This is a genomic window from Massilicoli timonensis (assembly GCF_900199515.1).
In the GTDB taxonomy this organism is placed as follows: domain Bacteria; phylum Bacillota_I; class Bacilli_A; order Erysipelotrichales; family Erysipelotrichaceae; genus Massilicoli; species Massilicoli timonensis.
The window spans coordinates 1,551,032-1,574,463 of the sequence record NZ_LT963434.1; the positions used below are offsets into that span (position 1 = coordinate 1,551,032).

At 45.5% G+C, this 23,432-nt stretch carries 24 protein-coding genes; 19 read left to right on the top strand and 5 right to left on the bottom strand.

The window, feature by feature from the left end:
• The first annotated feature begins 7 nt into the window (after positions 1–7).
• The 4 genes from C1712_RS12750 to C1712_RS09715 all read left to right on the top strand — a co-directional run bounded on the left by C1712_RS12750 (position 8) and on the right by C1712_RS09715 (position 2,459).
• Positions 8–172 (top strand): hypothetical protein, encoded by a 165-nt coding sequence (locus tag C1712_RS12750; RefSeq protein ID WP_168125090.1) that lies wholly within the window; start codon positions 8–10, stop codon positions 170–172.
• The gene (locus C1712_RS09705; protein WP_055152369.1) at positions 169–516 is read left to right on the top strand and encodes a plasmid mobilization protein; all 348 of its coding nucleotides are present in this window, start codon (positions 169–171) and stop codon (positions 514–516) included. Before C1712_RS12750 ends, C1712_RS09705 begins: the two co-directional genes overlap by 4 nt.
• A 158-nt stretch (positions 517–674) precedes the next feature.
• Positions 675–965 carry a CD1845 family protein gene (locus tag C1712_RS09710; protein ID WP_102268803.1) on the top strand — a complete coding sequence of 97 codons (291 nt, stop codon included), beginning with the start codon at positions 675–677 and terminating at the stop codon, positions 963–965.
• A gap of 147 nt (positions 966–1,112) precedes the next feature.
• Complete coding sequence (locus C1712_RS09715) at positions 1,113–2,459, top strand: relaxase/mobilization nuclease domain-containing protein (RefSeq protein ID WP_102268805.1); 1,347 nt, start codon at positions 1,113–1,115, stop codon at positions 2,457–2,459.
• Positions 2,460–2,650: 191 nt separating this feature from the next.
• Here the strand turns inward: C1712_RS09715 and C1712_RS09720 are convergent, their stop codons facing one another.
• Positions 2,651–3,010, bottom strand: coding sequence for a transcriptional regulator (locus C1712_RS09720; RefSeq protein ID WP_087232196.1), 360 nt, complete (start codon positions 3,008–3,010; stop codon positions 2,651–2,653).
• Positions 3,011–3,193: 183 nt separating this feature from the next.
• Here C1712_RS09720 and C1712_RS09725 point away from each other — a divergent pair, with 183 nt between their 5' ends.
• From C1712_RS09725 to C1712_RS09745, 6 genes are all read left to right on the top strand, one after another.
• Positions 3,194–3,784, top strand: coding sequence for a TetR/AcrR family transcriptional regulator (locus C1712_RS09725; protein WP_087232193.1), 591 nt, complete (start codon positions 3,194–3,196; stop codon positions 3,782–3,784).
• A gap of 45 nt (positions 3,785–3,829) precedes the next feature.
• Positions 3,830–4,453, top strand: coding sequence for a nitroreductase family protein (locus C1712_RS09730; RefSeq protein WP_219718856.1), 624 nt, complete (start codon positions 3,830–3,832; stop codon positions 4,451–4,453).
• Positions 4,454–4,938: 485 nt separating this feature from the next.
• Complete coding sequence (locus C1712_RS09735; protein WP_102268807.1) at positions 4,939–5,349, top strand: sigma factor-like helix-turn-helix DNA-binding protein; 411 nt, start codon at positions 4,939–4,941, stop codon at positions 5,347–5,349.
• 351 nt (positions 5,350–5,700) lie between these two features.
• Entirely contained in the window at positions 5,701–5,901 is a 201-nt protein-coding gene (locus tag C1712_RS09740) for a hypothetical protein (RefSeq protein WP_021903912.1), read from the top strand.
• Positions 5,902–6,010: 109 nt separating this feature from the next.
• Positions 6,011–6,184, top strand: a complete 174-nt coding sequence (locus C1712_RS12755) for a hypothetical protein (protein WP_022200308.1) — start codon at positions 6,011–6,013, stop codon at positions 6,182–6,184.
• Between the two features lie 84 nt (positions 6,185–6,268).
• Complete coding sequence (locus C1712_RS09745; protein ID WP_102268808.1) at positions 6,269–7,750, top strand: recombinase family protein; 1,482 nt, start codon at positions 6,269–6,271, stop codon at positions 7,748–7,750.
• A gap of 119 nt (positions 7,751–7,869) precedes the next feature.
• On the opposite strand, the gene C1712_RS09750 is transcribed toward C1712_RS09745, so the two are convergent.
• Positions 7,870–10,071, bottom strand: a complete 2,202-nt coding sequence (locus tag C1712_RS09750; protein ID WP_102268810.1) for a sensor histidine kinase — start codon at positions 10,069–10,071, stop codon at positions 7,870–7,872.
• Positions 10,072–10,098: 27 nt separating this feature from the next.
• Positions 10,099–10,797, bottom strand: a complete 699-nt coding sequence (locus C1712_RS09755; RefSeq protein WP_102268812.1) for a response regulator transcription factor — start codon at positions 10,795–10,797, stop codon at positions 10,099–10,101.
• Between the two features lie 418 nt (positions 10,798–11,215).
• Between C1712_RS09755 and miaA the strand changes: the two genes are divergently transcribed.
• Complete coding sequence (gene miaA / locus C1712_RS09760; RefSeq protein ID WP_102268814.1) at positions 11,216–12,133, top strand: tRNA (adenosine(37)-N6)-dimethylallyltransferase MiaA; 918 nt, start codon at positions 11,216–11,218, stop codon at positions 12,131–12,133.
• An 87-nt stretch (positions 12,134–12,220) separates the two neighbouring features.
• Here the strand turns inward: miaA and C1712_RS09765 are convergent, their stop codons facing one another.
• Positions 12,221–14,092 carry a transglycosylase domain-containing protein gene (locus tag C1712_RS09765; RefSeq protein ID WP_102268815.1) on the bottom strand — a complete coding sequence of 624 codons (1,872 nt, stop codon included), beginning with the start codon at positions 14,090–14,092 and terminating at the stop codon, positions 12,221–12,223.
• A gap of 125 nt (positions 14,093–14,217) precedes the next feature.
• Here C1712_RS09765 and C1712_RS09770 point away from each other — a divergent pair, with 125 nt between their 5' ends.
• The 3 genes from C1712_RS09770 to fba all read left to right on the top strand — a co-directional run bounded on the left by C1712_RS09770 (position 14,218) and on the right by fba (position 16,049).
• Positions 14,218–14,607, top strand: coding sequence for a YwiB family protein (locus C1712_RS09770; RefSeq protein ID WP_180963119.1), 390 nt, complete (start codon positions 14,218–14,220; stop codon positions 14,605–14,607).
• 37 nt (positions 14,608–14,644) lie between these two features.
• Positions 14,645–14,974: a DNA-directed RNA polymerase subunit delta gene (rpoE, locus tag C1712_RS09775; RefSeq protein WP_102268819.1), complete on the top strand. Its 330-nt coding sequence runs from the start codon at positions 14,645–14,647 to the stop codon at positions 14,972–14,974.
• A gap of 208 nt (positions 14,975–15,182) precedes the next feature.
• Positions 15,183–16,049 carry a class II fructose-1,6-bisphosphate aldolase gene (gene fba, locus C1712_RS09780; RefSeq protein ID WP_102268820.1) on the top strand — a complete coding sequence of 289 codons (867 nt, stop codon included), beginning with the start codon at positions 15,183–15,185 and terminating at the stop codon, positions 16,047–16,049.
• A gap of 552 nt (positions 16,050–16,601) precedes the next feature.
• Here fba and galU read toward each other — a convergent pair.
• Positions 16,602–17,480: a UTP--glucose-1-phosphate uridylyltransferase GalU gene (gene galU / locus C1712_RS09785; protein WP_102268822.1), complete on the bottom strand. Its 879-nt coding sequence runs from the start codon at positions 17,478–17,480 to the stop codon at positions 16,602–16,604.
• 130 nt (positions 17,481–17,610) lie between these two features.
• Between galU and C1712_RS09790 the strand changes: the two genes are divergently transcribed.
• From C1712_RS09790 to C1712_RS09810, 5 genes are all read left to right on the top strand, one after another.
• The gene (locus C1712_RS09790) at positions 17,611–19,497 is read left to right on the top strand and encodes a polysaccharide biosynthesis protein (protein WP_102269843.1); all 1,887 of its coding nucleotides are present in this window, start codon (positions 17,611–17,613) and stop codon (positions 19,495–19,497) included.
• Between the two features lie 193 nt (positions 19,498–19,690).
• Complete coding sequence (loaP, locus tag C1712_RS09795) at positions 19,691–20,209, top strand: antiterminator LoaP (RefSeq protein ID WP_102268823.1); 519 nt, start codon at positions 19,691–19,693, stop codon at positions 20,207–20,209.
• A gap of 118 nt (positions 20,210–20,327) precedes the next feature.
• A complete protein-coding gene (locus tag C1712_RS09800; RefSeq protein WP_102268825.1) occupies positions 20,328–21,545 on the top strand; it encodes a DegT/DnrJ/EryC1/StrS family aminotransferase in 1,218 nt (405 codons plus the stop codon).
• A complete protein-coding gene (locus C1712_RS09805) occupies positions 21,536–22,222 on the top strand; it encodes a sugar transferase (protein WP_102268827.1) in 687 nt (228 codons plus the stop codon). The genes C1712_RS09800 and C1712_RS09805 overlap by 10 nt, the downstream gene beginning before the upstream one ends.
• Before the next feature lie 4 nt (positions 22,223–22,226).
• On the top strand, positions 22,227–23,432 hold the full coding sequence (locus C1712_RS09810) for a glycosyltransferase (RefSeq protein ID WP_102268829.1): 1,206 nt from the start codon (positions 22,227–22,229) through the stop codon (positions 23,430–23,432).

Sequence of the window (23,432 nt, forward strand, 5' to 3'; positions counted from 1 at the left end):
ACTGTTTATGGAAAAGAAGCGTGAAGAGGATTTTGCCAACCAGGAGGCCCTGCGGCTCTCCGGGGTATTCAATACGCCGATCCCCGCCCAGCCCCCGGAACGGGAAAAGGCGCTGGACAAGGTAAAGGAGCCGCCCCGCGTCTGCCGGAGCCTGGAACGGGAGGAGCGGTGACAAAGAAACGCCGCCGCCCCATCCATCTCCATGTGATGGTGTCCGAGGAGGAGCAGGCGCTGATCCGGGAGCGTATGGCCGAGGCGGGCATCCGAAACATGGGGGCCTATATGCGGAAAATGGCCCTCAATGGGTATGTGCTCCATGTTGACCTGTCACCTGTCCAGGAGCTGGTGTCGCTCCAGCGGCGGTGCTCCAACAATCTAAACCAGGTGGCGATCCAGGCGAATACCTACGGCGGCATTTACCCGGAGGAGATCAAAGCTCTGCAACGGGACTATGAAAAGCTGTGGCGGCCCCTTTCCGATCTGCTGGAAAAGCTCTCCGCCATCGTGCGGCTCTGACCTGCCGGGGAGCGGTTTTGCCGTTCCCCGGCTATCTCGACTTCTGGACATTTTGTCCAGAGGTGGGGATAGCCGAGGCATCCTTGTTGGCCCCCTCCTGCGGAGTTATAATATACATATAGAGGCAAACAACGAACTTTTTGTAGGAGGTATGAACGATGCGGACAATCTTAAAAATCATCGCGGCTCCCTTTGTCCTGGCCCTGATCCTCATTGTGGCTGTGCTTACGTTCCTGTCCTGCGTGGCGGGAGCGGTGTGCATTGTGGCCTGTGTGGGCCTGTCCTTACTGGCGATCCTCTGCCTGCTGGCCGGGCAGACAGTAGGCTGCATCACCATGTTTGTGCTGGCGTTCCTGGTTTCCCCCTTTGGGCTCCCGGCCCTGGGCGGCTGGCTGGTGGAGCGTCTGCATGGTGTGAAGTATGCGGCGATGGACTTTATGGCGAGCTGATACTTACGGACAAAGTGTCCAGAGGTGCCGGGCGGCGGGTGACATAGACCGCCGCCCGCTTTTTCTGCTGGGAAAGGAGGTGCGGCTATCGCTACAACTTACATCCGGCCCTACAAGGTAGCGGCGGGAAAAACGGCTGTCCAGACAATGGAGGATCGGTTTGCTTACGGGCTCAATCCGAAAAAGATAGGAGCTGTGTCTGCCTACCTCTGCGATCCGGCATCGGCCCCCGCTGAGTTTCTCCTGACAAAGAGCCAGTACCAGGCGGAAACGGGCCGGGCCGTAGAGCGCGGGGCCCTGTTCTTTCAGATCCGGCAGGCGTTTCCTCCTGGTGAGGTCACGCCGGAGGAGGCCAACAAAATCGGCTATGAAACGGCCATGCGCTGGACAAAGGGCAAGTACCAGTTTTTCGTTTGTACCCACATCGACAAGGGCCACATTCATAATCACATTTATTACAACTCCACGGCCCAGGACTGCTCCCGGAAGTTTCATAACTTCATCGGCTCCAGCTTTGCGGTGCGGCGGCTCTCTGACCGGGTGTGCATTGAGCATGAGCTGTCTGTTATCCAAAATCCGAAACAGCACAGCAAGGGCCGCTTTCTCCATTATGGCCAGTGGATTGGAGAAAAGCCGCCCACCGCACAACAGAGGGTGCGGCTGGCCATCGTGGAGGCCCTGGGGCAACGGCCCGCTGACTTCCCGGCGTTCCTGCGGCTTATGGAGGAGTCCGGCTTTCAAGTGAAGCATGGGCGGGGCGGCGCGATCTCGTTCCTGGCCCCTGGGCAGGATAAGTACACCCGCCTGCGGGCATCAACCCTGGGCCCCGGTTTCGATCCGGATGACATCCGGGCGGTAATTGCCGGGGAGCGTCCCATCCCGGAGCTCCCAAAAGACGGCCCGGCTCCGCCCCGGCGGGTCAATCTGATTATCGACATTAGGGAGCGCATGGCCCAGGGCAAGGGGCCCGGCTATGAGCGGTGGGCCAAAGTTTACAACCTCAAACAGATGGCCGCCGCGCTCCAATATCTCCGGGAACACGATCTGATGGATTATGACGCGCTGGCCGCCAGCACCGAGGCGGCGGTGGATCGCGCCCACAAGCTGGCCGGGGAGCTGCGGGACACAGAGGCGGCCCTCTCTAAAACTTCTGAGCTCATGGGCGCGGTGGTACAGTATGCAAAGACGCGCCCTGTGTTCGACGGCTACAAGGCGGCCCGGTATTCTAAAAAGTACCTGGCCCAGCACGAGGCAGAGCTGGCTGACTACCGGGCGGCCAAAGCTACTATGAGCGATCTTTTAGGCGGGGCGAAGCTCCCGAAAATGGATGCGCTGAAAAAGGAGCGCCGGGAGCTCTCCGAAAAGAGAAAGGCCCTTTATGCGGAATACCGCAAGGCCCAGGCGGAAATGCGGCAGGCCGTGGCGGTCAAGGCGAACATTGACCATCTGCTCGGCCATACGGATGGGCGTGAAAATAAGGCCCAGGAGCGATAGCTCCGGGCCGCAGACAACCAGGGACTTCTGGACAAAGTGTCCAGAAGTCCGGCGGGTTTGGGGAGCTCCCCAACAAGCATTTTCACGGGCCTGCGGCCTGTGAAAATTTCGGAGTGTGACCACACCCGAATTGCTTGCCGTTTTGTGCACCCCCCGAAAATGGCGCGAAAAAACGGAGGTACACGCTTTTCTTACGCATCCTCCGTTTCCTTAGCCGCTTTCATCGCTTGGATTGTGGCTTCTACAATTTTTAGTTCTTTTTCGTCCAGGGCGTTGAGCATGGCATCAATCCGCTTTCTGCACTCGCTCCCTTTATTCTTGGACGGATAGAAATATTGATCTACCGATATATCGAACATTGTCACCATTTGATAAAAGGTGTTGAGGCTGGGGTGCTGGCCGTCATTCTCGTTATACATGATGGTACGCGGAGCCCGGTCAACAATATAGGCCAGTTGCTCCTGCGTCATCCCGCTGTCCTCCCGCGCCCGCTTGATAGCGAGTCCTATATCGTGAAAATCAAATCGTCGTTCATCTCTCTCAATCTTCATAATATCACCTAATGTAATTTTACATTTCAGGTATTATTATTTGAACGATTGTATATTTCATATTTCTGACTGTTTAATTTCACTATAAATTACATGAATGACGTTCGGAAGGCGATCATTGACAAAATGACATGAGTGTCATAAAATATAAATGACACAAGTGTCATTTGTGGAGGTGTACCTATGTCGGAAAGATCAAAAGAAAAAAGAAATCTAATATTAAAATGTGCAGAACAAGTTTTTAGAACTAAGGGTTTTTCAAATGTAACTATGAAAGACATAATTGACGAATGCAATATTAGCCGTGGAGGTATCTATCTATACTTTAGTTCCGTAGATGAGATATTTACAGAAGTTATCAAGCAATATCATAAATCACACGCAGAAAAAGTGACTTATGACTTGAATAGCACTAAAGATTTTTTTAAAGCCATTGATCAATACTTTGAAGATTTAAAATATAACCTTTTGAATATTGATGATAGCCTAAAATTAGCAATGATTGAATTTTTTGCCGCTCATAAAGATGATCAGGACAAAGAGTTTTTTGAAATTGCAGTTAACGGCTTAAAGCAACCCATTATGGAAATTGTATTTTTTGGAAAAGAACATGGTATTTTACCTTATGAACTGACTAATGAATTAGTAGAGTTAGTAGTATTTTGGTTTATAGGACTTGAAGAGATAATGCTTTCCGCTCATCTGTCAAATGCAATTTTGGAAAAACAAATTCAAATAATGAAAAATTTGATCCTGACGGGTAAAATTTTATAGCGGAAGGAAGAGTAGTACGAAAAAAGCAGATTTGCATTAAAATTTATGCTGGTAATCAAAGGCGGCAGAATGGAGAATAGAATGAAAGAAATAGAAAACAGAAGAAGTATACGAAAATTTCGTTCCCAAAAAATAGAAAGGGAAATCATAGATAATATTCTTAAAGCTGGTATTGATGCGCCATCAGCAAAGAATAGACAACCTTGGAAATTTGTCGTTTTAGAAGGTAATGCAAAAAAGCAATTCTCCGAAATAATGAAACAAGGAATACAGGAAGAAAGGAGTAGGCAATTACTTCCTAATAGTTCAAAATATCTTGCGGCGGCAAATCATACGGCCCAAATAATAGATCAAGCACCTGTGTTACTGCTAATTTATAATCCGCAAGGTAAATCTTTATATGAGGATTTGAGTATTGAAAATAAGATATATGAACGCGCTGACATTCAGTCTGTCGGGGCCGCCATACAAAACATATTATTAGAAGCCACTTCTCTTGGTATAGGCTCTTTGTGGATATGTGATATATATTTTGCTTATGATAAATTGTCCAAATACCATAAAGAATATGGTGAATTGTTGGCCGCAGTAGCGTTGGGGTATCCTGATGAGCATCCTGCAAAGAGACCGAGGAATGCATTTAAAGATGTAGTATTCTATCTTAAATAATACATAGAAATTTAAGAACTCAGTGCTACCGAAACAAAAAAAACCGTTGTTTCGGCGGCTGGTTCATCACGCGCCAAAACAAAATACAGTAGCCCTACGGCGGTTTTGAAATAGCAAATTTCAAGCCGCCGTTTTCTTTTCAAAAAATGAGAATACGGGGGGTGTGTTAAAGTCGCCCTTTTTTAAGGATACGGCGGTGTCCGGGAGGTATCGCCGTGTCCTTTTTCTTTTTCCCTCCCCCTAACCTGTCAAAAAAAGCCCACCCGCCCAACAGGATCAGTCCGGCGGTGGATGCGAAATTTGGCAGTACATAAATGAATTTGTCGTTTCATGCGCTTGCGTGGCTTTGTGTCGCGCAGGCGCATTTTGTTTGTCCGACTTCTGGACACTTTGTCCAGAGGTGCGGGGCGGCTCCCCTGGGTGCCGCTCTCCACCATCCCCCGTTTCGGTCACTCGTTCACCCAACACCGAAACGGAGGTTTATAATGACTACCATCAATCTGAAAGATTTTTATTATTGGTACACGCAGGATCAGTTTATCGAAGTCACCGAGGAAGTGGCCGAGGCACTCCGGGCCAGCGTCCGCTATGAAGCGGCCTACCAGCGGCGGCTCACCCGGCACAAAGCGCAGTATTCCCTGGACTGTGAGGACGGGATCGAATACTCCGCCTGCCTGCATGAGCCCACTCCCCAGGAGCTTCTGGAGCGCATGGAGCTGTTTATCCGGCTCTGGAACGCCCTCAACTCCCTGCCGGAGATCCAGGGCCGCCGGATCGATGCTCATATCATTCTTGGCATAAGCATCAAAGCGATTGCCGAGGCCGATGGTGTACATGAGGAGTCCGTCCGCCAGTCTATCAAGCGGGGCCTGGAACGCATGAAAAAAACTTTTTGATTTTTGCTGTTTCCCCACTTGGAATTGATGCAAAAATGTCTTGGTTATTAGAGAGGGAAATATAAACCTCTCCGCAACGGAACGGCGGCGGCCCTGAGCATAGCGCGGGGAGCCGGGCGGCGGGTGCGCGGTGACTTCTCTCCACGGAGAATGAGCGATAAACACCAGCGCCGCAGGTGGGCCGGGCCAACCCACGGCCACGATCCGCCATTGGACAGGCTGGCCGCCTGTCCCTCCGGGCCGCCGTTCCCCGTTGTGTGGGGATGCCGCGCCGAGTATGGTTGTCTTTGGACAGGTCAAGGAAACGGGCGCGGCACTCCCTAATTTATCAAAAAAGAGGGGGAACGCTCTATGAACTATGATCCAGAACTGGCGGCCTTGCTCTCCCAGCCGTGGAGCAACGATGCCTGCCGGGGGTACGTCATCGCCGCGATGGAGCGGTGCGGCTTTAAGCCGTCCGACATTGAACAGGTGATGGTCGAGCTTTACGAGGTATTCGACTATACCACTTTGCAGGAGGCCGAGGCATACTACGAGCGGAGCCCCTACTAACTTCCGGACACTTTGTCCAGAGGTACATATCCGGCCAAAGGCCAGCACTTTCCCGGTGCTGGCCTTTGCCATGTTTCAAGACATTCTTTGATTGCATGGGAGGGATTTTATGCAGGCACAGGTCAAATATGAAAGTGAAATCAAAACTGCTGTACTCGGAGATCGCACGATCACCGTCAAAAATCTCACCCCCGTTTTTTCCCCGCAGGAACAGGACAAGCGCAACCGCGAGATTGAGCGGCGGCTGTTTGACGTGTTCCGCAAATATGCCGGGCGGGGGTAGGCCAGAGTCATCCTTGTAGTAAGGGGGCGGCAGAGGTACAATATAATTGTAGGTTGGCTCCCGTTTAACGGAAGGGAGCTAATTATGGATAGTAGAATAGATGCAATTTATGGGCGGCAGTCGATTGACAAAAAAGACAGTATCAGCATTGAAAGTCAGTTTGAATTTTGCCGCTATGAGCTTAAAGGCGGTGAGGGTAAGGAATACAAAGACAAGGGCTACTCTGGCAAGAACATTGAGCGCCCCGACTTCCAGCGGCTTCTGCAGGACATCCGGCTGGGCCTGATTAAGCGGGTGATCGTCTACAAGCTGGATCGGATTAGCCGTTCCATCGTGGACTTTGCAAAGCTCATGGAACTGTTCAAGCAGTACGATGTGGAGTTTGTGTCCTGCACAGAAAAGTTTGACACTTCCACGCCGATGGGCCGCGCGATGCTCAATATCTGCATTGTCTTTGCCCAGCTTGAACGCGAAAGCATCCAGATGCGTGTGCAGGACGCTTTCTATTCCCGGTGTACCAAAGGCTACTATATGCGAGGCCGGACGCCATACGGTTTTGATACCGAGCCCATCGTCATGGACGGGATCAAGACAAAGAAGCTGGTGGAAAATGCGGAAATGGATTTTGCCGAGCTGATGTATCAAATGTATGCGGAGCCGGGCAACTCCTACGGCGACATATCCCGGTACTTTGCCGAGAACGACATTAAGGTTTATGACAAGTCCCTAAAGCGCGGGTTTATTGCTCAACTGCTGAGAAACCCCGTCTACGTCCAGGCCGATATGGACATCTACGAATACTTCAAGGCCCAGGGCGTAAAAATTGAAAGTTCCCCGGAAATGTTCACAGGGGACAATAGCTGTTATCTCTATCAAGGGCGCGAGGGCGAGGAGCCGATCCTTGTGATTGCTCCCCACCAGGGGCGCATCCCCTCCCAGCTCTGGCTGACCGTTCAGCGCAAGCTCTCACAAAACACCACATTCCAGAATGGCCGGAAATGCCATAACACATGGCTGGCCGGGAAAATCAAGTGTGGACGTTGCGGCTATGCCCTGGCAAGTCTGAACGCCAGAAATGGTGTCACCTACCTGCGGTGCAAACAACGGGCAGACAATAAGAGCTGCAAGGGAGCCGGTACGCTGACCGCGCAAAGCATGGAGGCGTTTGTTTACGGCGAGATGGTTAAGAAGATGCGGAAATTCCACACGCTGAAAGGCGGAAAGGAACAAAGCTATAATCCGAAGCTGACCGCCGCCCGTGTCGCCCTTGCAAAGACGGAAAGTGAGATCGAGAAACTTCTGGACACTTTGTCCGGCGCTAATCCGCTTCTCCTGCAATACGCAAACACCCGCATTGAGGAACTGGATGCGGAACGGCAGAAACAGCTCCGGCTGGTCGCAGACCTCACCGCTAATTCTGTTTCCGCTTCACAGATTGATAGCATTACGGGCTATCTTGATGATTGGGAGTCCGTGAGCTTTGACGATAAGCGTAAGGTGGTTGATATACTCATATCACAGATTGACGCTACCAGTGAGAGTGTTACAATCCACTGGAAAATCTAAAACCTTTTCACTTGGCATTATGCCCTTGTCAAGAATAGTTTTCTGCTTTGAAAACAATAGATGTATTTTTGTAATGGATCGCCATAGGATAGAAAGAAGCGAACTGCTTTGCTTTTATCCTAGTCTTCTGCTTGTTCCTCCTCACTTTGGAAAAGCGGGAAATGAACGATTGCCTTAAATAGATCGCCGTCGATCTCGATATGGAAGGTGCCGCCCTGTAACTGCACGAAGCTTTGTACGATGGATAAGCCAAGTCCGCTTCCTTCACTGTTGCGGCTGGAATCACCGCGTACAAAGCGTTCTATGATCTCATCGGCGCGGAAATGGATTTCTTTTTCCGAGATATTGCGGAAAGTTACCGTAATCTGATCGGTTTCACGCACTTCGATATAGACGCGGCTGTTAGGCAAGGCATATTTGCCGATATTGCCCAGCAGATTGGCAAAAATCCGATATGTTTTCTGTGGATCTAGGAAAGCATATTGTTTATCTGCATCGCTTTGAAAGCGTACATCGAGTTGTTTATCTGCCAAGGTATCACGGTATTCGACCAGCAGCTGATTCAGCAGTTCATTAAGATCTAAGCGTATCGGATGCAGTACGATTGCGCCGCTGCTGGCTTTACTGACTTCAAACAGATCTTCGATCAGATGCTTTAATCTTGAGGCATTGACTTCCAGTGTATCCAGATAAGCCTGTTTTTCTGCTTCGGTGGCATCGGTATTCTTTAATAGATCAACATAAGAAACAATAGAGGTAAGCGGTGTTTTTAAGTCATGCGACACATTGGTGATCAACTCTGTTTTCATTTTTTGGCTCTTGACTTCATCCGCTACCGCTTTGCTGAAACCATCTCGGATAGAGACAATAGAATCATTCATACTCTGATAAATGCCGAGATCTTTGATCGGCTGCGCATCAAACTGTCCGGTTTCGATTTCATGAAGGGCATCGCGCATGTCTTCATAATTACGCTGATACTGCCGATAGGTGTGCAGGGCGAGATAACCTAAGAATCCATGGTAAAGCAGCACTACGAGCATAAATGGAATGTTTGGATGGGTAAACGTATTATAGCGTATCAGGAAAAAGTCGAATAAGAAGTTGATCAGCAAAAAGACGATGATATACTGTACGCCGCGGTTATGAATATCCACGCTGCACAGTTTGCGATAGAACTTGCACAGCAAGGAAGTAATCAAGATATGGTGCTTGCAATAAGAGCCCCATCCTTTTTCCTTGATTTGCTTCAGGTGCTGGATGAAGAGGAATACCGCCAATAAAGAAGTCCACACATATAGGAATACACAGCCGTTGATTGCGATCAAAAACGGTGTTTCCCAATTTGTACCGATCTGCAGCAAGTTGGTTTCATAAAACTGCGGAATGGCGATCGTGCCGGCAATCCCGATCGAAAGCAGGATCATATCAAAGAACAGATGCGCTTCTAACGGGATATGCAGAAAGGCACGAAAGCCTTTCATCGTCTTGGCATAAGACAGTGGGAACAATAAGCAAAAGATCGTCCAAAGCCCCAGTGCCCCCAGAAACAACAAAGCGGAAATTTGAAAGGAAACTGCCATCGGATTTGCGATCTGGTGATAGAATAAATAGTCATAAACCGAAATGTCTTTTGGCACAGCGATGATATAATCCGCATTTTTGATCGGTCGGTAAGCGGCGGGCAGCAGCTGCAATGATGGATCTTCCTGCATGCTTTCCTGCTCTGCCTCATTATAAAGATCATAAAGATATTCTTGCACATAGTGATACTGCGCTGTCTTTAGTCGTTCCATATAGTCATAAGTCTGGATCGTATCGCTCAGTTCACTGATGGATACCACACCGTTTTCATCAAAGGAAAAGCGGACATACCATAAATAATCACCGTCTTCCATGTCTGTTTCTCTTAGATTCGGCTGATTGGTAAACTCACTTTCTTTTTCTTGATCCTTTAACAGCAAAGAGTAGGAAAGGGCGGAGGCATCGTTTCTGAACCAGCTATTCCAGTTTCTTTGCAAGAAGGATTCGACATAATCAGGCAAATAGTCGAGATCGTGCTCTTCCGGATCCAATTTGCTTTCATCTATCAAAATATGATAAGGACTTTCACTCTGCTGCAAAAGCTCCAGCATGCCCTGTGCATATAGCGTTACGATCAATTCATCGCTGTTTCTTGGAATGGTTTGATCTTTGATTTCCTCATAAGCGTTTTTTTCGATGTACTGCGTAATCGGAAATTGTAACAAACACGCAAGCATGGCAATGACCGCTGTGCCTGCAAGCAGGAGCAGTGTGTATTTGAATGTTGTTTTTTTCATGTATATCTTTCCTTCCCGATAAAAGCATTACGCTTCTATTTTATATCCTACGCCCCATACGACTTTTAGGTGGCGTGGGTTCTTGGGATCGATTTCGATCTTTTCACGAATATTGCGGATATGGACCATGACGGTTTCCGAATTGATCGCCGTTTCTTTCCATACGGCTTCATAAATCGTATCGCTGGAATAGACGCGTCCCGGATGGCTCATCAGCAGATGCAGGATCTTAAACTCGATCGGCGTCAGCTTGGTCAAGGTCCCGTTCACATACAGCTGTTTCTGATCGATGTGCAGCTCCAGTCCGCCAAGGGAGAGGACCTGTTCATCTTCCTGTTGTTTTTCCTGCAGCTGTAAATAACGCGCATATCTTCTTAAATTCGCATTGACCCGTGCCAGCAGCTCCATCGGTGTAAAAGGCTTGGTGATATAGTCATCTGCACCGATATTCAGTCCGGTGATCTTATCAATATCCTCTGATTTTGCCGATAACATCAAGATCGGAAAATCATAATGTTCCCGTGCTTTCATGGTCATCGTAATGCCGTCCATGATCGGCATCATGATATCGACAATGGCGAGATGGATGGTTTCCCGTTCCATGATCGATAATCCCTCTTTGCCGTTTGCGGCCTGAAAAACCGTATACCCCTGATTTCTTAAATAAATTTCAATGGCGTCATTGATCGCCTTTTCATCTTCTACCACTAATATCTGATAATTCATAACTTGCCCTCTCTTGTTATGCTTACATCATAGCAGAACTTTTGATTGAATGAAATATGAGATTTCGTTTCATTCAAAATGATCGATGTGGGTAATAGCGGCAATACATCCGATCAGAATGCAGAATAAAGCGGTGATCACAAAGGCTTGTATGAGCGTAGAGAAAAACAGATTCATAATGTCAGCTCCTTTCATTGTTTTCATTATAAAGAATGATTATAAAGAAGCGGGTGCGAAAAAACGAAAGAATTTCTAAAGATTTTTGAAAAGCATTAAAAATGGAAGATATGGTTTTGGAAAAGGGAAAGGATCGGATAGTTGTTTCTAAATTTTGCGTGCCAAAGAAGAGAAAGTAAAACAAAGGTAGTAAGAAAGCGATAGAATATGATAAAATGTAACAAGACATTGAGGTGAGCATATGGAGAAAAAAGGAAAGATCGTTACCGTTGTCGGCACGAACGCATCGGGGAAAAGTGATTTGGCGGTGTATTTGGCTAAAAAATATAACGGTGAGATCATATCGGCAGATTCTCGGCAGATCTATCGGGGGTATGATCTGGGAACGGGGAAATTGAGCAAAGCGGAAATGCAGGGCGTTGTGCATCATATGATCGATATTCTCGACAGTAACGAACTGTTTTCAGTCGCTGATTTTCAAGCGCGTGCTTATGCGTGCATCGACGATATCTTAAGGCGGGGGAAACTGCCGATCATCGCGGGAGGAACGGGTCTTTATGTGCGCAGTGTGGTAAAGGGTTATACGTTTGTAAAGATGGAACCGGATCTTGAACTGCGCGAGGCACTGGAAAAGAAAACGACAGAAGAGCTGTATGCACAATTAGCGGAAATAGATGAGCAGGCGGCAAAACGCAATACGAAGGAAAATCGGCGGCGGATCATCAGAGCGCTGGAAAAGTACCATGTACTTGGAAAAGAGGCGCTGCAGGATCATTATGAACCGCGCTATGAAGCACTGCAATTAGGGGTAACGTGGCCAAATGCGATCTTGCATGAACGCATTGATGTGCGCATGAGAAAACGCTTTGATGAAGGCATGATCGAAGAGGTAAAAGGATTGATGGAGCAGGGAGCAACCGCAGCATTCATGGAAGCACTGGGATTGGAGTATCGTCATATCTACTATTATTTAAGTGGAAGATACCAAAGCAAGGAAGAACTCTATACCGAATTGAGCAGAGCGATCAAACGCTTTGCCAAACAGCAGAAAACGTGGTTTCGCAAAGATCATGACATTATCTGGCTGGATATGGAACAAGATTATAAAGCGCAGGCAGAAGCACAGATCGAAGCGTTTCTGCATGATTCAGACAAATAAGCGCTGTTTGGTAATCAGAGATAGCAGAATATGAAAAAAGATCGCTGAAAAGCGGTCTTTTTCGTATCATGATAAGCAAAAGACGGATCACTCATTTTCGGCCTTATACCAGTAAACAGAGCCGCTGCTGCTTTCTTTTCCGCTGATCGGATCGACTCGTTTTTCAATGATCGCATCACTGCGCTTATACCAGCTCCCGCCTCCCTCTGGATAAAGGGCATTGAACGTATCTCGCCAGATCAGTTTCGGGGTCTTAAAGTAAGCTTCATCCAGCTCAGAATGATCGTCATTGCCGCTCCATACGGCAACACAGTAGTCGGGATTAAAGCCTGCCGCCAGTGCATCATAATCACTGGTGCCGCTTTTTCCCGCCACCTTGACATTCGGCACGGCATCCAGCAGGGTCGGTACATTATGCCCGATATTCTTTGGATCATAGGTGGCTGTCAACAACTGATTTAAGATCAGTGTTTCATCACGCAGCAGCAGTCGTTTGCAGGCGATCTCTTTCTCGTAAATGATCTTGCCGTTCCCATCGGTAATATGATCGATGAAAGACGGTTCTTCATATAATCCTTCTGATGCAAAGGCAGTATAGATTTTTGCCAGCTCTAAGATCGACATCTGTGTCGTGCCCAGTGCCATCGAAGGATTTTCCTCTACATCTTCGATCCCAAATGAGAGCAGCGCTTCCTTTAAGGTATCCATTCCTAAAAACAGATGGGTCTTTTCCGCATAAATATTGTCGCTGACCGCAATCGCCTGTATCATGGAAATATCCCGATAAGCGTAAATATCCTTAAAATTAGTCGGTGCGTAAGTTGTTTTTTCATCGATCTGGAAGGTGGTCGGCTGTGAGGTAAAGGTAGTGGATGGGGTGAAGCCTTGCTGCAGGGCGGTATAGTAAAGCAGCGGCTTGATCGTGGAAGCAACCTGCCGTTTGGCATAAAGCGCACGATTATAAGAGGATAACGTATAATCTTTTCCTCCGGCGATCGCTTTCACCTTAAAGGTAAAAGGCTCCATAACAACAGCGCTGACTTCCAGTTGTTCCTTCGTATCCACATGTGCCTCGATCGCATCACTGAGTGCTTTTTGTGCCTGTGGGTCATAGTTGGTATAAACATAGAGGGGCTGATCTAAACTGATATTTTGTTCTTTCAAGGAAGCGATGACCGCGTCAATGTAGTATTGTTCACTGCCTTTTGTTTCGTTGATCTGATTGATGTGCAGTTCGATTGCTTCTTCCTTTGCTTCACGATGCGCTTGTTTTGACAAGAGTTCCTCCTCATATAAAATATCTAAGATCAGGTTTTTTCGCTCTGTTGCCTGTTCGATGGAAATGAGCGGAGAATAGATGGAAGGGCCGTTTGGAATGCCGATCAGGACTGCGAGTTCACAATCATCTAAATCAGACAGATCTTTAGAGAAGAAAAATTGGGAAGCATTGGCGATGCCATACACTCCGTGTCCATAATACAAAGTATTCAAATAACCTTCCAATATTTCTTCTTTGTCATACTGCATTTCCATACGCAGTGCATAAAATACTTCGGAAATTTTACGCTGCAAGGTCTGTTCATTGCTTAAATATAAATTTTTCGCATACTGCTGGGTGATCGTACTGCCGCCTTGTGTGATCTCTTGATGGATGAGATTGTTGAAAAACGCTTTTCCGATGCGCAGCGGATCAAAGCCGATATGCGTGTAAAAGCGTTTGTCCTCAACTGCCAGCACGGCGTTCTGCACCCGTTTCGGAATTTGATCTAAATCGGTCCAGTGAATATTTTTTTTGAAGTTTGTTTCATATAATACATTGCCGTGCACATCATACATGGTGATGCTGGATCGTTTTTCGTATAATTCCAGTTCATCGAACCGGGCATAAAACAAGACGGCGATGAATATCGTTGCGAAAAGAAAGGCAACGATCAAAAGGATTTTTCCCGCTTTTTTCACATGATCACCTCTAGATTAGTGTTGCCTGCCGTATCGGAAATAAACGGGCAGGTTGAAAAAAGTGCAACTTGCTATTGCATTGTATTGATATTTTGCTATACTATCTCATGACAAGTGGTGATATGATGAAAAAACATGTAACGGTAAGGCAGAAAAACTGCACAGATCAAAGCCGGTGTGTGCTGCATGACGGCGTTTGTGAATATACTTGTGAAAAGGATCAGATCACCCTTTCCTATCGGGAAAAAGAAGGCGGCGAAGTCGTGCTGAAGGCCGATGCAAAAGAGCTGATGATCTTTCGCAAAGGCGATGTAACCAGCCGGCTGCGGTTTCGGCGGGATACGAATACGACCGCGACGATCACAAGTCCGTACGGCAGTTTTGAAATAGCGCTGTACACTTATTTTTATCGGATCAGTGAACAGATGATCGTGGTGGAATATGATGTATTGTCAGATATGCGGGAAAAGACAAGACTGCGCTTTAGCTGGCATATCAAAGGTGCATGTTCTTAAGCAGCGAGAAAAAGGTATCGGTTTCAGGAGGTATGAAATGAAAAAGTCGATGATTGATGTCGCATATGAATTGATGTCGAAGAAGAAAAAAGCGATGACATTCGCAAAACTATGGGAAGAAGTAACACAGGCGCTGGGTATGGATGAGATGCAGAAAGAGGAAGCGATCGCACATTTTTACTCTGATCTGTCATTAGATACGCGTTTTCTGCATGTCGGCGATAATAAGTGGGATCTGCGCAACCGTCACACTTTTAACGAAACGATCATTGATACAAGCGCATTGCTGATCGATGATGAGGCAGAAGATAGTGAAACGCTTGAAGAAGCAGAAGAGGAAAAAGAAACAAACGAGGAATTTGATTAGCGTGCAAGGCGTGGCGATCGAAGATGATCTGCATACGCCTTGTTTGTTTTTGGCAAGGGAAGTACGCTTCGAAAAAAGGGTATTTGCCTTTTGTAGGCACGGCTGTGAAGATGTGTGCATATTCTTGCGTTTCTGCGGTATTGGGACTTTTCAAAAAGGGAAAAATGCAGTAGAATAAGAGTGTCAAATAAATAAGGAGGAAATTGATATGGCATTAGTATCAGCAACTGAAATGCTTAACAAAGCACATGCGGGACATTACGCAGTCGGCGCATTTAACATCAACAATCTGGAATGGACGAAAATGATCCTGTTGGCAGCGGAAGAAGCAAAATCTCCGGTTATGCTGGGTGTTTCCGAAGGTGCGGCAAAATACATGTGCGGTTTCAAGACCGTTGTGGCAATGGTAAAAGAAATCCATGACAGTTTAGGTATTACCGTTCCGGTAGCACTGCATTTGGATCATGGTTCTTATGAAGGTGCAAAGGCTTGTATCGAAGCTGGATTTACATCGGTTATGTTTGACGGTTCCCATTATCCGTTTGAAGAAAACGTAGCAAAATCAAAAGAGATGATCGAATTGGCACATGCAAAAGGTGTTTCGATCGAGTGTGAAGTCGGCGGTATCGGCGGTGAAGAAGACGGTACGGTATCAAACGGCGAATTGGCTGATCCGCAGGAATGTAAGACGATCTGCGAGCTGGGCGTTGATTTCTTAGCAGCAGGTATCGGTAACATTCACGGTAAATATCCGGCAAACTGGGCAGGTCTGAACTTTGATCGTCTGGCGGAAATCCAGAATGTAACAAACGGCAAACCGCTGGTATTGCATGGTGGATCCGGTATCCCGGCTGATCAGATCGCAAAAGCAATCGACTTAGGTGTTTCTAAGATCAACGTAAATACGGAATTGCAGTTGGAATTTGCGGCCGCAACACGTAAATACATTGAAGCGGACAAAGATCTGGAAGGCAAAGGATACGATCCTCGTAAACTGCTGAAACCGGGTGCAGACGCAATCAAGGATAAAGTCATCGCAATGATGAAACAGTTTGGTTCTTATAACCAGGCATAATTGCTTATTGGGATAAAACGTATCAATAAAGAGTAAAGGCACAAATCAGGTGATCTGGTTTGTGCTTTTTTTATAGAAACGGTTATTGACTTTGGCGAAATATCTATGGAGATCTAGTATATGTGCCATGTGTTCCGCTCATCTGCGCTTTTCCTATTGATCATGTTTTTCTGTTTCAATAAACAGATTGCAGCAGATAGAAAAAGCATGTTTTATTTTTGCTTGAATATGAAAATAATTGCATAAAAGGCAAAAAATCGGGGGGGGGGGGGGGGGGTAAAAAAAAAAAAAATTTTTGGAATTTTTGGGTTTTCCCTTCAAACCGGGCTCTTATAAACATCTAAAGGGGTATAAGAGAAAGGGGGGGGGGGCTAAAAATGAAAAAATTCTTGTAAATTATGGATTTCCCCTTATAAAGTGTTGAATTGTTAGGGAAATGTAGATATAATCAGTGTGTAAATTGGTGCGTAAAAAAGGCGTTTTTTTCATGTATGCACGCTTTTTGAAAAAAGCGGTGCATCATAAAAAAACTGCGCGGATAACGCAGTCATTTTACTGAATAGATTGTTCTTTGATGATTTGTATCATGTCGTCGCGCAGATCTTCGCGTGCTAATGCGAAATCGATCTGAGCCTTCAAAAAGCCGCGTTTATCGCCCACATCGTAGCGCTTTCCTTCAAAGTCGTAAGCGCAGACGTTTTCATGGGCGAGCAGACGGTTGATCGCATCGGTCAGTTGGATCTCGTTGCCGCTTCCCGGCTCCTGGGTTTCCAGCAGTTCAAAGATCTTTGGGGTCAGGATATAGCGTCCTAAAATGGCGATGTCGCTTGGTGCTTCTTCCTGTTTCGGTTTTTCCACAAAACCTTTGACAGCGAAGCAGCGTTCGCTTAATGTTTCTTTCGGATCGATGATACCGTATTTAGAGACTGCGGCAGGCTCTACGCGCTGTACGCCGACTACGCTGCTTTGATTGACATGGAAGGCGTCGATGAGCTGTTTGGTTGCCGGATCGCCGTTTGGATTGACCACGATGTCATCGCCAAGCAGAATGGCAAACGGTTCATCACCAACGAATGTTTTGGCGCACAGAACGGCATGACCTAAACCGCGGGGGTTTTTCTGACGAACGGAATAAATGTTAGCCATTTGCGAGATTTCCCGTACCATTTGCAGCTGTTCTTGACTGCCGGACGCCTCTAAGCGCTTCTCCAGTTCAAAGCTTTGGTCAAAATGATTTTCAATGCTGGCCTTATGCGCATTGGTAATGATCAGGATTTCTTCGATTCCGCTGGCTACGGCTTCTTCAATGATATATTGAATGGTCGGTTTATCCACGATCGGCAGCATTTCCTTAGGAATGGCTTTTGTTGCCGGCAGAAAGCGGGTGCCGAAACCGGCCGCGGGGATGATGGCTTTTTTCACTTGTTTCATAAACTTTATCACACTCCATGGCTCCATTCTATCATATTTATGATAAATGACCAGTGGGAAAGTAACAATTTATCGCAAAGTGTGTGATTCGGGAAAAGATGCAAATCAAAGGATAGAAAGCAAAGTGAGGATGATTGAAGTGATCGCTTGGATATTGAATAACAAATTTTACCAGAAGTACCGGGAGTATTTTCTGTTGCTGCTGGATCTGTTTCTGGTATGTGTGTCGTTTCTGATCGCGTTCTGGACCAAAGAGGATTTCCTGTTCCGGTTTGAGAATCATTTGGCACTAAAAAATGTCTTATTGTGGGCCGTGCTGGTAATCGGTGTCTACACTGTGAATTTTTTGATTTTTAAGGTACATCGCAGTCTGTGGAAATACATTGGGCCGATGGAAGCGGTCAGACTATGTCTGGCTGATGGCTTTGCGACGTTGATCTTGATGGGGATTGCGACATTTATTACCAAAGACGGCTATTATACAAGTGTTATTTTTGTAGCCGGTTTATTGAATGTGCTTTTGATGCTGGTGATACGCTTCGGGTATCGTTTGTTGAGACGCTATCAGATCGATGAAAAGAAAAATACGATCAATGCGCTGATCATCGGTGCGGGAGACGGCGGCTATATCCTGTTGAAGGAGCTTACGCAAAATGAAAGCTATCATGCGCATGTAGTCGGCTTTTTAGATGATTTTCGTCATGATAAGATCGTTGCGGGGAAACCGGTGCTGGGTACGACGGAAGATCTGGCAGAGGTTGTGAAAAAGCATCGGATCCAGATCGTTTTTATCGCGATTCCCAGCGCTTCAAAGAAAGATGTGCGCAGGATCTATGAAAAATGTCAGGATCTGAATTTAGAAACGAAGATCATGCGGCGTGGAGAAACGCTGCTTAGCGATACGCCGGGGAAAGAAACCTATCCGGTAAAAGATATTGCGATCGAGGATTTGTTGGGACGTGGTGAGATTCGCTTGAATCAACAGGAGATCCGCTCTTATATTACCGGGAAAGTCGTTGCGGTTACCGGTGCGGGCGGTTCGATCGGTTCTGAATTATGCCGGCAGATCGTGAAGTTCCATCCGAAACGACTGGTTTTGATCGATATCAATGAAAATACACTGTATATGCTGGAACAGGAATTTAATCGGGATCGAATGCATGGCAAACTGGATCCGGAAATCGAGATCGTTTCTTATATCGCTTCCATTCGGGAACGTAAGGCGATCAATGAAGTGTTTGAACAAAATAAACCTGAGGTCGTTTATCATGCGGCAGCGCATAAACATGTTCCGCTGATGGAAACAAGGCCGCAGGAAGCGATCAAAAACAATGTGTTCGGAACGAACAATGTCATTTCCCTCTGTATTGCGCACCATGTTTCGCGCTTCATCATGATTTCAACGGACAAAGCGGTCAATCCGACAAATGTAATGGGAGCGACGAAGCGAATGACGGAAATGATCTTGCAGGCAAATGGCAAGAACGGTATTACGAAGATGGCAGCTGTGCGTTTTGGCAATGTGCTGGGCTCAAATGGTTCGGTAATTCCGATCTTTCAGCAGCAGATTGCCGAAGGTGGACCGGTTACGATTACCGATAAAGGGATCATTCGTTATTTTATGACGATACCGGAAGCGGCGCAGCTGGTATTGCAGGCAGGCTATTATGCGGATAAGGGAGAGATCTTTGTTCTGGATATGGGAGAACCGGTAAAGATCTTGAATTTGGCAGAGAAAATGATTCGTCTGTCCGGTCTGAAGCCTTATGAGGATATTGATATCGTAGAGATCGGTTTAAGACCGGGTGAAAAGATGTTTGAGGAACTGCGTCTAGATGGCGAAGATACGGTAAAGACAAAGAATGATTTGATCTTTATCAATAAAGTAATGGATATTTCAATGAGTGAGATCAATGCAAAATTGCATACATTAAGTGAAATGCTTGCGTGTGGCGCTACGCGGGAAGCGTATCGGGAAACGATGCTGGAGATGATCAAAGACGTTAGCGCCGGCTGATATAGGAATTGTTATAACCGCTCTAAAGTGGTATAATAATTTAGATTGGTATCTATGATGCCATTTACAGGATTATGCGGATTGAAATCGTCGCCCAGCGCGCGTTTCATGAAGGATATGGTCATTTCGTAACGGTCTATCTGATTTTTTTGGTTGGGTGGATAGGCGTAGCCTACCTGAAAGGAGTTTTTTTATGGAAAACTGGTATGTGATACAGGTGAGAAGCGGGCAAGAGGAGCGGATCTTACGCAAGTGCCGCCTTTTGATCGACCATGCGGTTTTACATGATTGCTTTCTGCCGAAATGCGAGCGAATGAAAAAGATACGCGGACATTGGGAAAAGGTGGAGGAGCTGTTGTTTCGGGGCTATGTTTTTTTGATCAGTGATGATGTGCAGGCGTTGTATCATGAATTGTATAAAATTGATGATCTGACAAAGCTGCTGGGAAAGCATGGGGAGGATATTTATCCGCTGTATGAAAAGGAAGTGGCGTTTTTGAAGTCATTTGGCAGGATGGAGCATTTGGTCGAGATGTCTGTCGGCTATATGGAGGGAGAACGGATCGTTGTTATGGAAGGACCTTTGATGGGGAAAGAGGGGATGATCTGCAAGGTGGATCGCCATAAGCGGATCGCTGTGATTGAAGTAGAAATGTTTGGGAAGACGACGACCGCGAAGGTCGGACTTGAGATAGTGGCGAAACGCACATGATATGGATTTAAGCAAATAACAGTAAAATGATATAAGAAAAGGATAATCGCATATTATCCATAGGTAAGGAAGCAGTTGAGAGATCAGCTGTTTTTATTATGGGTTAGGAGGAAATAGAATGGAAAGTAGAACGATCCCTTTCAGTCCGCCGGATATCAGTGAAGCGGAGATTGCGGAAGTAGCGGAAGCATTACGTTCCGGATGGATTACAACAGGACCGAAAACAAAAGAATTTGAAAGACAGATTTCTGCCTATGTCGGCACAGAAAAAACAGTATGCCTGAACAGCGCAACTGCCGCAATGGAATTAACCCTGCGTTTGCTTGGGATCGGACCGGGAGATGAAGTAATCGTACCTGCCTATACTTATACGGCATCTTGCTCTGTCATTTGTCATGTTGGTGCGACACCGGTCATGATAGATTGTGCAAAAGACAGTTTTGAGATGGATTATGAACAAATGGCAAAGCGGATCAATGAAAAGACCAAAATGATCATACCGGTTGATTTGGCGGGTATCGTTTGCGATTATCGGAAGATCTTTCAGATCGTAGAGGATAAACGCGCTTTATTTCATGCGAATCATGCGCTGCAGGCAGCATTTAACAGAATTATCGTCATGGCTGATTGTGCACATGGATTTGGGGCAATGCAGAGTGATGTAAAAGCAGGGAATATTGCGGACTTTACGTGTTATTCTTTCCACGCCGTGAAGAATTTAACAACAGCTGAAGGCGGCGCGGTCACATGGAAAACCATACCGACAATCAGCAATGATTTTATTTATCAGCAATTTCAGCTGTTATCTTTGCATGGACAAACAAAAGATGCCTTGCACAAAAATCAGTTAGGCGCATGGGAGTATGATATTGTTGCACCGGCCTATAAATGCAATATGACAGATATTATGGCTGCCATCGGATTAAAGCAGTTAGAGCGATATGAGGATCTGTTGAAGCGTCGTCATAAAATAATCCAAATGTATGATACAGCCTTGAAAGATTTGCCGGTAAAAGTATTGACACACAGCAGCAATCACCACCGTTCCAGCGGTCATCTGTATTTTGTCAGAATCGAGGGGATCGGTGAAGAAACACGAAATGAGATCATTACCTCTATGGCAGAGGCAGGCATCGCATGTAATGTTCATTATAAACCGCTGCCGATGCTTACCGCTTATAAAAACTTAGGATTTTCCATTGCAGATTTTCCAAATGCTTATCATCAGTATGAAAATGAAATCACGTTGCCGTTGTATAGTAAATTAAGTGATGAAGATGTTGCCTATATTCTGCAATGCTTCAAAGAGAGCTTGGAGAAGCATCAATGTTGTTAAAAAAATGGGATGATCTTCCGGTCTTCATGAAAAATGATGAAGTAAGAAAATATTATGATGTGCTTTCTAAAAAACGCGTCCACTTATGGTTGAAGCGTTTATTTGATATAGCAGCATCTTTTATTTTGCTCATTTTGTTATCACCGGTTTTTTTGTTACTGGCTATATGGATCAAAATGGACAGTCGGGGATCAGTTTTTTATCGACAGGAACGAGTAACGCAGTATGGGAAGACATTTCGGATCTTCAAGTTTCGAACAATGGTAACGAATGCTGATCAGATCGGTGCATTGATTACCGGTCAAAACGATACACGCATTACAAGGGTGGGGGCAAAGATCAGAAAATCCCGTTTGGATGAGATACCACAGTTGTTGAACATTTTACGTGGAGAAATGAGTTTTGTGGGGACGCGACCGGAAGTACAAAAATATGTTGATTGCTATTCTGATGAGATGAAAGCAACACTGCTGATGCCGGCCGGGGTTACGTCTTTAGCAAGTATCAAGTACAAAGATGAGGATGCATTGTTGGAAGCGGGAAGCATGAAAGGCAAGACAATCGATGAAATATATACGAAAGAGATATTGCCACAGAAGATGAAATATAACTTGGAGTATTTAAGGGAGTTTTGTTTTGTAAAGGATTTGAGCTTATGTGTGAAAACGGTGGTGTAATACAATGAAAGTATGGTTAATACAGGCAAATGAGCCAATACCGGCGGTAGATAAAAATCAAAGACCTTTTCGTACCGGTATGCTTGCAGAAGCATTACTGAAACAGGGGCATGAAGTGGTATGGTTTGCCGCAACATTTGATCACTACACAAAAACACAGCGATTTTCTGTTAATCAAATGGTGCAAATTGAGGACAATTTTCAAATTCAATTTTTATATGGCTGCCGTTATCAAAAAAATATTTCTTTACTGCGAATAAAAAATCATATCCAAATTGCTAAACAATTCAAACGCGTATCAAGGAAGCTGCAACAGCCAGATTTAATTTATTGTTCATTCCCGCCAATCTATCTTGCCAAAAAAGCACTCAGTTACGCAAATCAAAAAAATATAAAATTTGTATTAGATGTTCGAGATTTATGGCCAGAAGTATTTGAACGAGCTGTTCCTAAAAAAATGTATTGGGTTACTAATCCGATTTTTCGCTACTTACATCGTTTAGTAAATCAATTATATCGTAATTCATACGCTGTAAATGCTGTTTCGAATGAATGTGTTAATTACGTAATAGAAAAATCCGGAAGAAAAAAGAAAAAATATGATAGCGGCTATTTTATTGGCTTTCCGAATCGCTATCAATTAAGTGCAGAAGAGAGTTTGATAGCCAGAGCAGAAAAAGTACAAATTATTTTTGTAGGTACATTAAGTAATCAGATCAACTATGATTTGATATGTAAGATAGCAATGAAACTTAAAAACATTGATTTTATTATTGGTGGCGATGGACCGCTTTCAGAAGATTTCCATACGTTGGCAAAAGATCTCCCTAATATCCAATTCAAAGGGTGGTTAGATGCAAATACAATTCAACAATATATGAAACAAGCATCCTTTGCGTTGATCCCATATTATGATACTTTTGATTTTCAATTAGGCGTAGGAAATAAATTTGCAGAAGCACTTTGCTATGCTTTACCACCGATTGTATTGTGCAATGGTGTAATGAAAAATCTTATATTAAATAATCAATGTGGTGTTTTTGGAAAGGATGCCCATGATGTAGCATATCAAATCACTGAGCTTTTAGATGATGACATAAAATACCAAAATTATGTTAAAAATGCACATCATCTTTATCAGGAACAATTTGATTCTAGCAAGATTTATCCAAATTTAGTAAATGATCTAGTGAAATTACAGGAGGAATAG